We start from the raw sequence: 14,144 nt of genomic DNA on the forward strand, positions 1-14,144 counted from the left end.
GGTGGTTGAGTGGGCTCTACTACGCTGATTTCATCAGCTTTTACAGCCTTACTCAACTGTGCGGAGGTGGGACGACGAAATCAAATTCTAATGAATTACCGATTTCTGTCCCACTCTCTTTTTTCTTTCTATTGATATCTGTTCTCTCCTTTCGGAAAATATGGTAGAATAATAGAAATAGAAAGATAGGTGACCATGGATTACTTTAAACGACACAAATTTGATTGGTCCAAATTCCGTTTGGGAATGAGAACCTTTAAAACAGGGATTGCCGTTTTTATTGTGCTACTTATTTTTGGAATATTTGGCTGGCGCGGCCTTCAGATCGGGACTTTGACAGCTGTTTTTAGTTTGAGAGAAGACTTTGATAAGAGTGTCCACTTCGGGGCTTCGCGTGTCATGGGCAACAGTATCGGAGGTTTTTATGCCGTTTTGTTCTTCCTTTTAAAAACGATCTTTCATGGGGCGTATTGGGTGACTCTGATTTTTGTACCCATTGCGACCATGTTAACCATTATGACAAATGTCGCCATGAATAATAAAGCAGGAATTATCGGAGGAGTTTCGGCAATGCTGATCATTACCCTTTCGATTCCTAACGGAGAAACCTTCTTGTATGTTTTTGCCCGAATATTTGAGACCTTTATTGGCGTTTTTGTTGCGATTTTGGTCAATTCGGATGTCGATCGCATTCGCGATTTTCTCAAGGAACACAAAAAACCTATGTAAGATTATGTAACATTTAATCTTGACATAGATTTTTTTTTCGATATAATAGAATAGAAAGAGGAATGGTATGAAGGAAAAGGAATTACGACGCTCGCTGGCAGTCTTTCCGATTGGCAGTGTTATGAAGCTGACCGACTTGACAGCTCGTCAGATTCGTTATTATGAAGATCAGGGATTGATTTCTCCTGATCGGACAGAAGGCAATCGCCGCATGTATTCGTTGGACGATATGGACCGCCTGCTTGAGATCAAAGATTATATCTCAGACGGCTTCAATATTGCGGATATTAAGAAGAAATATGCGGAAAAAGAGCAAGAGAAAACCAAGGTTGTCAGTCAAGAAGAGATCCGTAAGGCTCTTCATCGTGACATTCTTCAGCAAAGTCGCTTCACATCTTCCCCATCGCCATATGGTCAATTTCGTTGATCATTTCATAAACTTGTAATCTATTTTAAGGAGACAAAAATGTCAATTACTGCTGCAGATATTCGCCGTGAAGTAAAAGAAAAAAATGTTACTTTTATTCGCTTGATGTTCTCTGATATTTTGGGAACTATGAAGAACGTCGAAATTCCAGCTACCGATGAGCAACTGGACAAGGTTCTTTCAAACAAAGCCATGTTTGATGGTTCTTCTATCGAAGGATTTGTCCGTATCAACGAGTCAGATATGTATCTTTACCCAGATTTGGATACATGGACAGTCTTCCCTTGGGGAGATGAAAATGGGAGCGTAGCTGGCTTGATCTGTGATGTCTATACGACAGAAGGGAAACCATTTGCAGGAGACCCACGTGGCAACTTGAAACGGGCCCTTCGTCATATGGAAGAACTTGGATTCAAATCCTTTAACCTTGGACCAGAACCAGAATTCTTCCTCTTCAAGTTGGACGAAAATGGAGATCCAACTCTTGAAGTAAACGACAAAGGTGGCTATTTTGACTTGGCTCCAACAGATCTCGCAGATAACACTCGTCGTGAAATCGTAAATGTCTTGACCAAGATGGGCTTTGAAGTAGAAGCCAGCCACCACGAAGTAGCCGTTGGTCAGCATGAAATCGACTTTAAGTATGACGAAGTGCTTCGCGCTTGTGACAAGATCCAAATCTTTAAACTTGTCGTGAAAACCATTGCTCGTAAACACGGCTTGTATGCAACCTTTATGGCCAAACCAAAATTTGGAATTGCCGGATCAGGTATGCACTGTAATATGTCTCTCTTTGACCAAGATGGCAACAATGCCTTCTTTGATCCAGAAGATCCACGTGGAATGCAATTGTCAGAAACTGCTTATCACTTCTTGGGTGGTTTGATCAAGCATGCCTACAACTTTACAGCCGTGACCAACCCAACCGTCAACTCTTATAAACGTTTGGTTCCTGGATATGAAGCACCTGTTTATATCGCTTGGGCAGGACGCAACCGTTCCCCATTGGTACGTGTGCCAGCATCACGTGGTATGGGAACTCGTTTGGAATTGCGCTCCGTAGACCCAATGGCTAATCCTTATGTAGCCTTGGCAGTCTTGCTTGAAGTCGGCCTTCATGGTATTGAAAATAAAATCGAAGCACCTGCTCCGATCGAAGAAAATATCTATGTGATGACACCGGAAGAACGTAGAGCCGCTGGAATCACAGATCTCCCTTCTACCCTTCACAATGCCTTGAAAGCCTTGACAGAAGACGAAGTGGTGAAAGCTGCCTTGGGTGAACATATTTACACCAGCTTCCTTGAAGCCAAACGAATCGAATGGGCAAGTTATGCGACCTTCGTATCTCAATGGGAAGTAGACAACTATTTAGATCTTTATTAAGAAATAAGAGCAAAGAGGCTGGGACAAAAGTCCTAGCCTCTCAATTATTTTTGGATTGTCGAGCAAGACGCAGTGGTTGAGTGGGCTCTACTACGCTGATTTCATCAGCTTTTACAGCCCTACTCAACTGTGCGGAGGTGGGACGACGAAATCGAATTCTAACGAATTACCGATTTCTGTCCCACTCTCTTTTTAATCCTCAAAAAGACACCATAAAACCAGTTGAAACAGTGGTCTCAACTGGTTGTTTTTTAATTTTCGTCATCTGGCGTGAGAATCATTGGAATAATGATAGGTTCACGTTCTGTGCTCTCGTATAAGAATGGGCGAAGGGCATTAACAATCGCACCATTGACGGTTTGGATATTGGCATCTTTGTTCTTCAAGGCGATACGAATAGCATTGAAGAGGATGCGTTGGCTTTCACGGATCAGATCTCCTGATTCACGCATGTAGATAAAACCACGGCTCAAGATGTCTGGTCCAGCTAGGATCATCTTCAATTTGAAGTCAACAGTCGCAACAGCAAGCACGACACCATCTTCGGAAAGATCTCTCCGGTCACGAAGGACAGCAGCCCCAATTTCACCGATACGATTTCCATCGACATAGATGTCTTGAGCATTGAAGCTTCCTGCGACACGAGCAGAGTTGGCTGTCAGAGCGAGGACATCACCATTACTCATGATGAAGATATTGTCTTTTTCCACTCCGCAATCACGCGCAAGTCCTGCGTGGATCTTCTGCATCCGGTATTCACCATGGACAGGCATGAAGTATTTTGGTTTGATCAAGCGGAGCATAAGTTTTTGTTCTTGTTGCCCCCCGTGTCCAGAAGTATGGATGTTGTTGATCTTCCCGTGAATGACGTCGACACCCGCTTCAGAAATCGTATTGATCAATTTATTCACACTGGTTGTATTACCAGGAATCGGACTAGAAGAGAAGATCACAGTATCTCCTGGTTGGAGTTGCACTTGGCGGTGCGTTCCGTTGGCAATCCGAGAGAGGGCTGCCATTGGCTCTCCTTGGCTTCCTGTACACATGATCAGGATTTCATTAGCCGCATAGTCTTTGATCTCATTTGGCTCGATAATGGTTCCAGCAGGGACCTTGATATAGCCAAGCTCGATTCCATTGACGATGGCTTTTTCCATCGAGCGTCCAAAGACGACGATCTTACGACCTGTCTTAACTGCTGCCTCAGCAGCTTGTTGGAGACGGAAGATATTCGAAGCAAAGGAAGCAAAGATGATGCGTCCATGGATCCCTTCGATGATCTTCATGATGGATTGGCCAACTACTTTTTCAGAGTTGGTAAAGGTTGGGACTTCCGCGTTGGTTGAGTCTGAGAGCAGGCAGAGAACGCCTTCTTCCCCAAGAGCCGCCATACGATGGAGGTCAGCCGGTTCCCCAACAGGTGTGAAGTCGAATTTGAAGTCTCCGGTACAAACAATCTTTCCTTGAGGGGTGTGAATCACAATCCCTAAAGGTTCTGGAATCGAGTGAGTCGTACGGAAGAAGGTTGCTTTAAGATTTTTAAATTGAAGTTCAGTGTTTTGGTTGATTTCGTAGAGTTTGGCATCACGAAGAAGGCCGTGCTCTTCTAATTTTCCACGGATCAAGGCAAGCGCCAAAGGTCCAGCGTAGATAGGGACATTGGCTTGTTTCAAAAGGAAAGGAATCCCACCGATGTGGTCTTCGTGTCCGTGGGTAATGAGGACCGCTTTGACGCGATCGATGTTGTCTACGATATAAGAGTAATCCGGAATGACATAGTCGATTCCAAGGAGGTCATCTTCTGGAAATTTGATCCCGGCATCGACAATGATGATTTCATCTTGGTATTCGATCCCGTAGGTATTTTTTCCGATTTCTCCTAGTCCACCAATGGCAAATACACCAACTTCTTCAGGTTTTAAGGTATAAGCCATGGATTAGTACTCCGTTAGTTCAAAGGCACCTGACTCTTTCTCGTAAGCAAGGTGTTGCTCAGAAAGTGGTGTGATAAATTCAATGTTGAAATCTGTGTTTGCTTCAACCAATTGACGTGCTTGGATGCGTCCTTCGCGTTCATTTGGTGCATCAATATCGAGATAAAGTGCATGCGTGGTTTCACGACGAGGGTTGCGGTCTTTTGTTTCCTGATAAAAAACTTTGTAAATCATGAAGTAATTTTCCTTTCATTATTTCGGTCCATTTGTTAGCTGCGAAGGAGTGCAATCACTAGAGTTTCCTACTCGCAACTAGTGGACCTGATTCGATACAATTAATTATCATTATACCATAAATAGGCTCTAAGGAAAAGATGCAAGCGAACTGTTGGTAGACGGAAGTTTTATAGAGGGAATGGTATGTAAGGAAGCAAGCAGACGAATTCAACACGTCAAAGAAATAGGAAAACATCTTTTCGTGTTCGGTTTTGAAGAAAGTTATGGATATCTTGTAAAATTATTTATACGTTATAAAGATACCAATGGAGTCGTTTCTAAAATCAGACATCCAACTTCAAATGTATTGAAATCTATTTTAGAAGATGGATCTGGGATTGTCGTTCGCTCAAGTGGAACAGAAGCAAAAATCAAGTTCTATATCAGTGCAAAATCTGATAGCAAAGCTACTGTAAAAGAAAAAGTAGCGGTGTTACAAGCCGACTTATAAAAATTACAATAATCAATGAAGCTTGCACTCTCACGATGGTGGGAATGCTTTTTTGATATTTTGAAGGAATCTTGTGAATTAGAATGTATTATGATATAATACGTACACATTACAAACGGTAATAAATACACTAGCTTTAAAGATAAGAGGGGAACATGATGAAGAGAGAAACAAAACGCTTTTTATTAGGTAGTGTTGCACTGTTATCGCTAGTTGCGGCAGGGTGCTCTAATACGAAACCAGATACTGAAACAACACAAGTGACAACTGCTGAAGCTTCAACAGAAGAGACTACTCAAGTGACGGCGCAAGCGACAGTACAAGATGTCAGTAAATATAAAACAGACGGTACTCAGCCATCTGAAACCTTTAACTGGGAAGCAACGGTAGCCCCACTAAAGAATTCTGAAAAAGAATACATTGATACTAATGGAAATAGAGTAAAAGAAAAATCGTACACTCTAGCGAATGCAGTATTGACGCTACAAGATACGAAGAGTAAAATCACTGAGCCAAAAGTTCTTGAAGCATTGAAATTACTAGATGCTGTATTTATAGACCAGGGAAATATTGGAGAGGTCTTAAAGGCTGCAGGAGTATCGAGTCAAAAGGAACTTTATACGAAGATTTGGAATGATTTTATGATATCGTTCCTCACATCAGCTAGACCAGAATTTACTAATGATGCTACGTATGAATATGCGGGTATCACATATGCAATTAAGGACTATGGCCCAATGAAGCTAAAAGTTGATGTGAATTCGCTGGGACAGGCTGGTGCTTATACCTTAGAAAGTTATGGTGTAGAGGGAGATACGGTGTACATCAAGTATAGAGCGCCAATTAAGGATGAAGGAGTAGAGAATCTATTAATCAAGCATCAAACGAATAATCAAGCCTTCTTTGATGCCCTCAAGGAATTGTCTGCAAAAATTGTGAAAACAGATTATAGTAAAAATTTATTATTGAGATTTTTATATAGTTTAGGATCTTTGGAGTTTAAAGGAGATGGTTCCTTTGGCACAAAGGGGGATAAAGATTATTTAGACTCAAGCTCATATATTGTAGCGATTAAAGTAGATGATAATGGGAACAAGAGCATAGATATGGATAATTTAGTAGCTTTATTACAAATCCATGCTGATAATGCATACGAGGCCAATAAATCCCGATTCAAGTCAACACGTTAACAATTTCATGTTAGCCAGCTACCCAATTGGGGGCTGGTTTTATTGTTATCGGCGAAGGGGGTACAAAAAATATTTTGAAGTCCAAAGGATTGTGGTATAATAATTGCAAGTAATCGTGAAATAATTCTCTATAAGAGTGGAGAGGAGCATTTATGAATAAAGAAACAAAACGATTTTTAGTGGGGAGTGTGGTAATTCTATCATTGGTAGTGGCAGGATGTTCACAGTCTAAAACAACACCAGAATCAGCAAAGGAAACAACCGAAGCGAAAACGACGAAACAAGCAGTAGTCGAATATACAACAGATAGTAAAAATCCAGCAGCATCTTTTGACTGGAATGCAAAAGTCGCACCAATGACGAAATACGAACAAACTTTTGTCGAAACAAATGGTGGTAAAACAGTTACGAAGAAATTGGATGGTGTGCAAAAAGCAGTAGATGCCTTGAATGAAAAGAAAAAGAGCATCACTGACAAAAAAGTTAAAGAAGCTTTAAAACTTGTAGATGCAGTTTTTGTAAATCAAGAAAACTTTGATGTGTTACTAAAAGCAACAGGGACATCAAGCCAAGAAGAATTCTTCACACGTATTTGGAATGATTACATGGTGAACTTCTTGAAGGAAGCACGCCCAACATATACAAATGACGGGGAAGTGGAGTATCAAGGAGTGAAGTATCCAATTAAAGTATACGGTCCAATGTACTTAAAGGTAAATACGAATGCCTTAGGAAGAGCTGCGGCCTATACGCTTGAAGATTATAAAGTGGAAGGTGATACAGTATACTTGAAATTAAAAGCACCACGTGTTGACACTTACCAATATGAAGTACAAGCAAGCTATCAAACAAATAATAAAGCGTTCTTTGAGGGGATGCTTCAAGATGCACAAAAAGTCGGACAAACAGACTTTACAAAAGCGCTCCTGTATAAATTTATTTACCGATTAGCAGCCGTTGGATTTAGAGGAGATGGCTATGTCAACTTAGAAGGAATGGATTATTACGATAAAAACAATCACTATTTAGCGATTAAGGTAGACGATAAAGGTAATGCAACCATTGATGATAAGAACTTGGTGAACCTTCTACAAATTGATTTGAAGCCAGCAAATGAAGCTAATAAAGCAAAATTTGAATAAGAAAAATGATCATAAAGCTCCTACAATAGTGGGGGCTTTTTTATGCTTGGAAGAAATGTTGTAAAAGGGGAAACAATATGTTACAATGAAATTATATTCTACTTTGTGATGAAGTACACAAGTTATAAAGAAAAAGAGGAGAAGTTTATGAAGAAAGAAATAAAACGCTTTTTATTAGGAGGTACTGCGCTATTATCACTATTAGTAGCAGGTTGCTCAAAAACAAAAACAGATAATGAAACGAGTCAAGTAAAGACAACTAAATCTTCAACAAAAAAGAAAACACCATCCATTAGCGAGTATAAAACTGACAGCAAAAATCCAGGTGCTGCATTCGACTGGAACTTAGTAGGAGCAGGGTTAAAAGACTATAAACGAGAATTTTATGACATAGAAGGAAAGAGAGTTATTAAGTTGACTGCGTCAGTATTAGACGCAGTTGGGAATCTGCAAAAAACAAAGAGTGAGATTACAGATAGCAAAGTCCTTGCTGCGTTAAAATTATTAGATGCTGTATATGTAGACCAATCAAATATTGGAGATTTACTCCAAGCTGCGGGAGTATCCAATCAGAAGGAACTCTATGAAAAAATTTGGAACGAGTATATGATTGAAGATATTACTAAAAATCATCCAACATTCAATAACGATGCGACCGCCGAATTAGATGGTGTCACTTATCCAATTAAGGTTTACGGACCAATGAAGCTAAAAATTTATACGAACTCACTGGCTCAAGCAGGTGCATATGAATTACTCAATTATAAAGTTGAAGGCGATATGGTGTACTTGAAGTATAATGCTCCTAGCATGGAAGGAGATACACAAGTTCATTATTCAAAAGAACAAAAGAATAATCAGGCTTTCCTTAATAAAATTAAGGAAGAAACAGAAAAATCATCTGGACAAGATTATAATAAGAACCTGATTATGAGAACTATTTTCACTTTAGCAACTGTACAATTTAAAGGGGATGGATCGTTTGGCGTCGAAGGAAGTGGAGAATTTTACGTTAGTGGCCCTTATTATCTAGCTGTTAAAGTTGATGAAAATGGAAAAACAAGTATTGATCTTACCAATTTACTTGCTCTCATTCAAATTCACTCTAAGTCAGCCACTGAGGCGAATGAAGTAAAATTTCAAAAAAATCAATAATCGAAAAACCGGTACCCTCATTTAGGACCGGTTTTATTGGATATATCCTTACCAGGATTATTTCAAAATAATTTGTTTATTTGGGGCACAATGATTGCATGTAATCGTAAAAAATCTCTCTATGTTCTGAAATTCCTATTCTTGTTTCATCTTGCCCTGATTCGGTACAATTAGTAGTCATTTACAAGTAAAGTTGGAAGCGGATCTGATGGCAGAAGGGAGGGCTTTTATAGAAGGAATAGGGAGAGAAACCTTCCTCTACCGTTTAGTGCCTAATTGTAGTATAATATGAAGCAGACAATGAGGAGAAAAGATGAAATTATTAGCATTTGATACCTCGAGTAAGGCTCTTTCTGTAGCGATTTTAGAAGATGAGACTCTACTTGCAGAAACAACATTAACCATTAAAAAGAATCATAGTATTACCTTGATGCCGGTCATCGATTTTTTGATGCAACAGATCGACTTGACACCCAAGGACTTGGACCGCATCGTGGTGGCAGAAGGTCCTGGGAGTTACACTGGGCTGCGCATTGCAGTCGCAACCGCAAAGACCTTGGCTCATACTTTAGGGATTGAATTGGTCGGGGTTTCGAGCCTCTTAGCCTTAGTGCCAGATGATCTAGAAGGTTTGGTAGTTCCTGTCATGGATGCCCGTCGAAACAACGTTTATGCAGGTTTTTACCAAGATGATCAGCTGGTCGCACCAGAAGGGCATTTTCCATTTGAGGAAGTCCTAGAGCGTGCAGCGACGGGTGAGCAGGTCACCTTTGTCGGAGAAGTTACGGCCTTTAAGGAGCAGATTGCCTCTAGCCTGCCAAGGGCTACTTACTATGAAACCTTGCCAGATGCAGTGAAAATCGGACGTCTCGGTCTCAAACAAGCGCCTGCTAGCCTCCATGATTTTGTCCCTCATTATCTCAAACGGGTCGAAGCAGAGGAAAATTGGCTCAAAGACCACACGGAAACAACGACCACTTACATCAAGCGCCTATGATGAAAGGAACAATCAGGAAAGGGAGCATCCAGGATGCGGCTGCTATTCTCGCTGTGATGGAAGATGTCTATGAAGCTAGCCCCTGGAAGTTGGAGCAGATTGAAGCTGATTTAGAGCAGGAATCGATTTTCTATTTCCTAGCTGTGGATGAAGAACAAGTCCTTGGGTTTGTCGCCATTCAAGAGACTCTCTATGAAGCAGAGGTCCTACAGATTGCGGTCAAGCGCGCCTTCCAAGGCCAAGGCCTAGCTCAGAAGTTACTCGCGCAGTTGCCGGACCAAAAAGAGATTTTCTTAGAAGTGCGCATGTCCAATCAACCGGCCCAAGGCCTATACAAAAAAATGCATTTTGAAGAAATTGCACGGAGGAAAAACTACTATCACGATCCCATAGAGGATGCTGTGATCATGAAGAGGAACCCGAATGAAAGATAGATATATTTTGGCTTTTGAGACATCTTGCGATGAGACCAGTGTGGCTGTCTTGAAAAATGACGACCAACTCTTGTCCAATGTCATTGCCAGTCAAATTGAAAGTCACAAGCGTTTTGGTGGGGTGGTACCTGAGGTAGCCTCTCGTCACCATGTGGAAGTCATCACCGCTTGTATCGAAGAAGCCTTAGAAGAAGCAGGGATCACAGAAGCTGATGTCACAGCTGTGGCTGTCACCTACGGTCCAGGACTGGTTGGGGCTCTTTTAGTCGGCCTAGCAGCAGCCAAGGCCTTTGCCTGGGCGCACGGCCTCCCTTTAATTCCTGTCAACCATATGGCAGGGCACTTGATGGCTGCTCAAAGCATCGAGCCCTTAGAGTTTCCGCTTTTGGCCTTGTTGGTGAGTGGAGGACATACCGAGCTAGTCTACGTCAGTGAAGCTGGTGATTATAAGATCGTTGGAGAGACCCGTGATGACGCTGTCGGAGAGGCTTATGACAAGGTCGGGCGCGTCATGGGCTTGACCTATCCAGCAGGACGTGAAATTGATCAGCTGGCCCACCAAGGATCTGATATCTACGATTTCCCTCGAGCCATGATCAAGGAAGACAATCTGGAATTCTCTTTTTCAGGACTCAAATCGGCCTTTATCAATCTGCACCATAATGCCGAGCAAAAAGGAGAAAGCCTCTCCAATGCAGACCTGTCAGCGAGTTTTCAGGCAGCCGTACTAGACATTCTCATGGCCAAGACCAAAAAGGCTTTGGAGAAATATCCAGTCAAGACTCTAGTCGCCGCTGGTGGGGTCGCAGCCAACCAAGGCCTTCGTGAACGCTTGGCTTCTGACATCACCGATGTTAAGGTCATCATTCCGCCACTGCGCCTCTGCGGGGACAATGCAGGGATGATCGCCTATGCCAGCGTCAGCGAATGGAACAAAGAAAACTTCGCAGGCTGGGACCTCAATGCCAAACCAAGCCTAGCCTTTGAAGGAATTGAGTAAGAAAAAGGAGCCAATTGGATGAGCGATTCCAATGGCTTTTTTGCTAGATCTCACCAACTAGTAGCGGATTTGCGAGTCGAAAGAAAATTCGGTATGATAGAAGGAATGAAAGATTGAGGAGGGCATGGATTATAAAGCTTTCTCTCTCATCGGTCCTTTTTCAACCTTTTTTCTTGTGTTATAATAGAGGTCAATGATTCAGAAAGGAGTGAGAGAGTGGAAAAAGATTTTTGGCAGGTTGTGAGGGACGCGCTACCGACGGCTTTGGGCTATATCAGTATTGGCCTAGCTTGCGGTGTGGTGGCGTCTCCCTATCTTTCTCCTTTGGAGATGGCCTTGATGAGTGTATTGGTCTATGCTGGGGCGGCCCAGTTTGCGATGATCTCTCTGATTGCGGCTCATTCTTCGATCTTGAATATGGCCTTGACGGTGTGTTTGATCAATCTTCGTAATATGTTGATGAGTCTGCATACGTCGTCTGACTTTAAGGATGCTAGTCTCTCTCATACCATTGGGATTGGAAGCCTCCTGACCGATGAGAGTTATGGGGTCTACTTGAGCGAGAAGTTAAAGACAGATACCATTACAGTTCCTTGGATGCATGGGAACAATCTAGTAGGCTATGTGGCCTGGATCAGTGCGACGGTTATCGGAACAGCTCTAGGATCTCTCCTACCTGATCCAAAGGCTTTTGGGCTTGATTTTGCTTTGGTGGCTATGTTTATTGGGATTTTTGCAGCCCAGTTTCAAGGAATGCAACTGACAGAAAAGACCAAGACTATGCTCACGGTGCTGTTAGCAGTAGCAGTGAGTTTCTTTCTCTTACTCTTTTTTGTTTCGCAACCGCTAGCTGTGCTAGCTGCGACCTTGATCGGCTGTTTTGTGGGGGTGGTCTGTGATGCGCATGAATAATTATATCTTCATGGCCATTCTGGCTTCAGCCCTCGTTACCTGGATTCCTCGGATCTTGCCCTTCCTATTAGTCAAATACAAGGGACTGCCGGCTCCTGTAACTCGCTTTCTCAAATACCTGCCTATTTCCATTATCTTTGCCTTGGTTTTATCAAGCTTAGTAGATGGGAAAATTGGAAGCCTACCGCAGTTCCACTGGTTGGACCTAGTGGTGACCATTCCCAGTCTCTTTGTAGCCTTTCGTTACAAAAACCTTATGGGAACCGTCTTGTTTGGAATTGTCTTGATCGCCCTATTACGATTGGTGTTTTAAATGTAAAAATATGTTACAAAAAAATTACAATTGTTACAAAAAAAACTTGATTTTTGTAACAATTGGAGTATAATGGGGGTCAGAAAGATAAAGAGGTGATCTTATGAAAAAATCAATCTTCCGTTGGAGTGCCGCTGTTCTGGTGGCTGCGTCACTTGGTCTAGCTCTCGGTGGTTGTGGTGCAAAGGATAAAAAGACAGCTACCTCATCCGCAAAAGCATCTACCAGTAAGGTAGAGAAAAAAGCCAAGAGCAATAGCAAAAAGAGTGCAGCATCTTCCTCTCAAGCAAACGATACAGCTAGCTCTTCGACTCAAGCCAGTAGCGCGACAGCTTCAAAAGACTCTGCTAAGACTGAGAATGCGTCTACTACGACGCAAGCTCCTGTCCCTGCAGAATTGGTGGGAACTTGGGTAGGATCTAGTCCACAAGCGGATGCGATTAAAATGACAGTGGATGCCAATGGAGATGTGACAACAGTGGTTAGCTTCAAAAATGATAGCGAACCAACTCGGACAGCGACCTATACGGCTAGAGCTGTCAAAGCAACTGGAAATATCTACTATTGGGAGTCAGAAGGATTGGATGGAGCGGATGCCTTACTTCCTGGGATCACAGGTCTAGGTGTAGCTAACTTCCGACTAGAGCCAGGTTTTGTCTTAGAAGAAGGTCATTATACCCCAATTGTTTTCACAGCGCCTGTCAATACAGAATTTGACTACACCAAATACAATGATTTCCGTTTTTCATTAACTAAAGAACAATAAAAAGACGAACTCGATGGAAAATCGAGTTCGTTTTTTTAGATAGATTAACGAAGATAGATAACTTTGAACAATAATACAGCTAAGATAGCAGCAAGAATTGGGGCTGCAACTGGTACCCAAGCATACCACCATTTAGAATCCCCTTTGTGTTCTCCCAAGATAGACTTTGGAAGGAAGGCATGGACCAAACGAGGACCAAAGTCACGTGCAGGGTTCAAACCAGGTCCAGTAGGACCTCCAAGTGACGTAACAAGAGCCATAACAAGGAATCCAAGAGCCAAGTGAGCAATTCCTAAACCTGGAGCATGTGCTTGTGATAAAGCCAATTTTGCTGCTGATGTGGTAGCATCAAAGACGCCTCCTTGTTCAGCAGCAGCTTTTTGAGCAAGACCTGCAACTTCTGCACCAAAGAAATGTTTCGTCAAGCCGAGGGCACCAAAGAAAAGGACGAATGATCCGGCAAACTCGTTGATGAAGCCATTAATTGTAGCAGCCTTGCGTGATTCAGGAGTTCCTTTATCCAAACTAGAAATCGTTGAGAATGTTCCTAAGATGTTGTTAGGATTTTCAGTTTGGATGTAGTATGGACGGTGAGTCGCAACGACAACCAATTGTCCAAACATAGCTCCAAGAAGTTGAGCAACGATGTATGGTAAAACATTTGCCCATGGGAAGAGTCCGCTAACTGCAAGTCCAAGAGTGAAGGCTGGGTTAATGTGGTTTCCTGAAACATTACCGAACATCAAGGCTGGAATCATTACTCCCATCCCATATCCGATCGCAATGACAAGCCAACCGCTTTGATGACCTTTAGTTCCTTTTAATTCAACGTTTGCAACTGCACCATTTCCGAGGATAAGCAGCAAAGCCGTTCCAATAAACTCTGAAAAGAGTTTAACACTAAAATCAAAATCCATGATTCTAATAATCTCCTTTATAAATTTTATACCAATCCATTCTATCAAGTAAATACTAACTTGTAAAGAATTTTTAAAAATTTTATTTCAATAGATGAAGAATAAAGTTAGTGAA

16 protein-coding genes are annotated in these 14,144 nt (G+C 42.0%); 13 read left to right on the forward strand and 3 right to left on the reverse strand.

Annotated elements, in window-relative coordinates; translation table 11 throughout:
- Nucleotides 1-195: 195 nt before the first annotated feature.
- The 3 genes from O3642_RS04495 (at nucleotide 196) to glnA (ending at nucleotide 2,542) form a co-directional block, all read left to right on the forward strand.
- Nucleotides 196-729, forward strand: coding sequence for an aromatic acid exporter family protein (locus tag O3642_RS04495; RefSeq protein WP_003012394.1), 534 nt, complete (start codon nucleotides 196-198; stop codon nucleotides 727-729).
- 67 nt (nucleotides 730-796) lie between these two features.
- The gene (locus tag O3642_RS04500) at nucleotides 797-1,156 is read left to right on the forward strand and encodes a MerR family transcriptional regulator (RefSeq protein WP_369087880.1); all 360 of its coding nucleotides are present in this window, start codon (nucleotides 797-799) and stop codon (nucleotides 1,154-1,156) included.
- Between the two features lie 39 nt (nucleotides 1,157-1,195).
- Nucleotides 1,196-2,542, forward strand: a complete 1,347-nt coding sequence (glnA, locus tag O3642_RS04505; RefSeq protein ID WP_003012492.1) for a type I glutamate--ammonia ligase — start codon at nucleotides 1,196-1,198, stop codon at nucleotides 2,540-2,542.
- A gap of 251 nt (nucleotides 2,543-2,793) precedes the next feature.
- Here glnA and rnjA read toward each other — a convergent pair whose 3' ends face one another.
- Both rnjA and O3642_RS04515 read right to left on the reverse strand, forming a co-directional pair.
- Complete coding sequence (rnjA, locus tag O3642_RS04510) at nucleotides 2,794-4,476, reverse strand: ribonuclease J1 (protein ID WP_151378929.1); 1,683 nt, start codon at nucleotides 4,474-4,476, stop codon at nucleotides 2,794-2,796.
- A 3-nt stretch (nucleotides 4,477-4,479) separates the two neighbouring features.
- A complete protein-coding gene (locus O3642_RS04515; RefSeq protein ID WP_003008866.1) occupies nucleotides 4,480-4,710 on the reverse strand; it encodes a DNA-directed RNA polymerase subunit epsilon in 231 nt (76 codons plus the stop codon).
- A gap of 154 nt (nucleotides 4,711-4,864) precedes the next feature.
- Between O3642_RS04515 and O3642_RS04520 the strand changes: the two genes are divergently transcribed.
- The 10 genes from O3642_RS04520 to O3642_RS04565 all read left to right on the forward strand — a co-directional run bounded on the left by O3642_RS04520 (nucleotide 4,865) and on the right by O3642_RS04565 (nucleotide 13,112).
- The gene (locus O3642_RS04520) at nucleotides 4,865-5,203 is read left to right on the forward strand and encodes a phosphoglucomutase (protein WP_369087879.1); all 339 of its coding nucleotides are present in this window, start codon (nucleotides 4,865-4,867) and stop codon (nucleotides 5,201-5,203) included.
- 155 nt (nucleotides 5,204-5,358) lie between these two features.
- Nucleotides 5,359-6,393, forward strand: coding sequence for a hypothetical protein (locus O3642_RS04525; RefSeq protein ID WP_371605491.1), 1,035 nt, complete (start codon nucleotides 5,359-5,361; stop codon nucleotides 6,391-6,393).
- A 152-nt stretch (nucleotides 6,394-6,545) separates the two neighbouring features.
- A complete protein-coding gene (locus tag O3642_RS04530) occupies nucleotides 6,546-7,535 on the forward strand; it encodes a hypothetical protein (RefSeq protein WP_003012484.1) in 990 nt (329 codons plus the stop codon).
- A 147-nt stretch (nucleotides 7,536-7,682) separates the two neighbouring features.
- Nucleotides 7,683-8,690 (forward strand): hypothetical protein, encoded by a 1,008-nt coding sequence (locus O3642_RS04535; RefSeq protein ID WP_241672622.1) that lies wholly within the window; start codon nucleotides 7,683-7,685, stop codon nucleotides 8,688-8,690.
- A 313-nt stretch (nucleotides 8,691-9,003) separates the two neighbouring features.
- Nucleotides 9,004-9,687 (forward strand): tRNA (adenosine(37)-N6)-threonylcarbamoyltransferase complex dimerization subunit type 1 TsaB, encoded by a 684-nt coding sequence (gene tsaB / locus O3642_RS04540; protein WP_371605492.1) that lies wholly within the window; start codon nucleotides 9,004-9,006, stop codon nucleotides 9,685-9,687.
- Nucleotides 9,684-10,121 (forward strand): ribosomal protein S18-alanine N-acetyltransferase, encoded by a 438-nt coding sequence (rimI, locus tag O3642_RS04545; RefSeq protein WP_371605493.1) that lies wholly within the window; start codon nucleotides 9,684-9,686, stop codon nucleotides 10,119-10,121. Before tsaB ends, rimI begins: the two co-directional genes overlap by 4 nt.
- The gene (tsaD, locus tag O3642_RS04550; RefSeq protein WP_371605494.1) at nucleotides 10,111-11,121 is read left to right on the forward strand and encodes a tRNA (adenosine(37)-N6)-threonylcarbamoyltransferase complex transferase subunit TsaD; all 1,011 of its coding nucleotides are present in this window, start codon (nucleotides 10,111-10,113) and stop codon (nucleotides 11,119-11,121) included. The genes rimI and tsaD overlap by 11 nt, the downstream gene beginning before the upstream one ends.
- Nucleotides 11,122-11,337: 216 nt before the next feature.
- Nucleotides 11,338-12,033 carry an AzlC family ABC transporter permease gene (locus O3642_RS04555; protein ID WP_371605495.1) on the forward strand — a complete coding sequence of 232 codons (696 nt, stop codon included), beginning with the start codon at nucleotides 11,338-11,340 and terminating at the stop codon, nucleotides 12,031-12,033.
- Nucleotides 12,020-12,346, forward strand: coding sequence for an AzlD domain-containing protein (locus O3642_RS04560; RefSeq protein ID WP_182448465.1), 327 nt, complete (start codon nucleotides 12,020-12,022; stop codon nucleotides 12,344-12,346). Before O3642_RS04555 ends, O3642_RS04560 begins: the two co-directional genes overlap by 14 nt.
- A 103-nt stretch (nucleotides 12,347-12,449) precedes the next feature.
- Nucleotides 12,450-13,112 carry a hypothetical protein gene (locus O3642_RS04565; protein ID WP_369087872.1) on the forward strand — a complete coding sequence of 221 codons (663 nt, stop codon included), beginning with the start codon at nucleotides 12,450-12,452 and terminating at the stop codon, nucleotides 13,110-13,112.
- Nucleotides 13,113-13,156: 44 nt separating this feature from the next.
- On the opposite strand, the gene gla is transcribed toward O3642_RS04565, so the two are convergent.
- Entirely contained in the window at nucleotides 13,157-14,029 is an 873-nt protein-coding gene (gene gla / locus O3642_RS04570) for an aquaglyceroporin Gla (RefSeq protein WP_371605496.1), read from the reverse strand.
- Nucleotides 14,030-14,144: the final 115 nt, after the last annotated feature.

The sequence above is a fragment of the Streptococcus sp. 27098_8_66 genome (assembly GCF_041431945.1).
GTDB classification, from domain to species: domain Bacteria; phylum Bacillota; class Bacilli; order Lactobacillales; family Streptococcaceae; genus Streptococcus; species Streptococcus dentalis.